Origin of the sequence: Streptosporangium sp. OZ121 (assembly GCF_051918885.1) — a bacterium.
GTDB lineage: Bacteria > Actinomycetota > Actinomycetes > Streptosporangiales > Streptosporangiaceae > Streptosporangium.
Map to the genome: position 1 here is coordinate 1 of NZ_JBPXMC010000085.1, position 1,319 is coordinate 1,319.

Here is a 1,319-nt window from a genome sequence, read left to right on the forward strand (position 1 = left end):
GGGGGGCTCGCCCCGAAGTGTGGACACCGGTTGTTATGCGGCGAGCAGCACCCTATCGATGGTCTGCTACTCGTAGTCGATGGGGCTGAGGTAGCCGATGGTGGAATGTCTCCTGCGGGTGTTGTAGCGGGTGATCCACTTGAAGACCGCCAGGCGTGCCTCACGCGCCGAGGACCAGCCTTTGGCGCCTTGCAGCGTCTCGCGTTTCAGGGTGGCGTTGAACGCCTCCGCCGCGGCGTTGTCGGCGCTCGAGCCGACCGCTCCCATGGACTGGCGCACGCCGAACTCGGCGCAGACTCTGGCGAACTCGGCCGAGGTGTACTGCGCTCCATGATCGGCATGGAAGATCGCACCGGCCAGGCTGCCCCGTGTCGCAGCGGCGGCCCGCAGTGCGTCGGTCACCAGCTCGGTGCGCATGTGATCGGCGATCGACCAGCCCGCCAGCCGGCGTGAGCCCAGGTCCAGCACGGTGGCCAAGTAGAGGAACCGGCCGTCACCGACGGGCAGGTACGTGATGTCACCGACGTAACGCCGGTTCGGGGCGGGCGCGGTGAAGTCCCGCCCGATGAGGTCGGGCACCTTCTGATGCGAGGGTTCTGGCACGGTGGTGCGCACCTTCTTGCGCAGATGCAGCCCGACGATGCCGAAGCGGCGCATCACCCGCGCCACCCGCTTGTGGTTGACCCTGCGACCTTGCGCGCGCAACTCGGCGGTGACGCGCGGACTGCCGTAGGTACCGTCGAACTCTCCGTGGATGTACCTGATCTCCTCGGCGAGTACAGCGTCGGCCGCAGCCCGCTGCGCCCGAGCCGAAGCCGCCTTGCGCCACCGGTAGAAACCCGAGCGCGACACCTTCAACACCCGGCACAGCCGCTTGACGCCGAAGGCGTCCCGATGGTCGTCAACGAACTCGAAGCGGCTCACCAGTTCGTCTCTCCCGCGAAATATTTCGCGGCCCGGCGCAGAATGTCGCGTTCCAGCTCCAGCTCCCGGATTCGGGCCTTGAGCTGCCTGTTCTCCTCTTCCAGCACGTCGTCGGACGATAGCGGGCCCCGCGCCGGCTTCCTGGCCGGACCCCGCTCCTTGGCGCTCGCGCTGCCGTCCGCCTGCGCCTGACGTACCCAGTTACGCAGCGTCTCCCGGCTGATTCCCAGGTCCTCGGCCACCGAGGCCAGCGTCCGTCCCGGATCGGACAGGTACAACGCGACGGCATCCGCCTTGAACTCCGGCGGATACGACTTCATCGCCACGTGGAACTCCTTGTCTCCGGATTTCCATCATCCGGCACTCAAGGTGTCCACACATCGGGGTGAGGGCCC

1 protein-coding gene is annotated in these 1,319 nt (G+C 67.2%); it reads right to left on the reverse strand.

Annotated features, from left to right (window positions below; translation table 11 throughout):
- Positions 1-66: 66 nt before the first annotated feature.
- Positions 67-1,250 (reverse strand): IS3 family transposase gene (locus tag ACTOQ1_RS42800; protein WP_440074332.1). Its coding sequence is split into 2 segments (ribosomal slippage): positions 67-941 and positions 941-1,250, totalling 1,185 coding nucleotides; the frame shifts between segments, so codons are not numbered across the junction.
- Positions 1,251-1,319 lie beyond the last annotated feature (69 nt).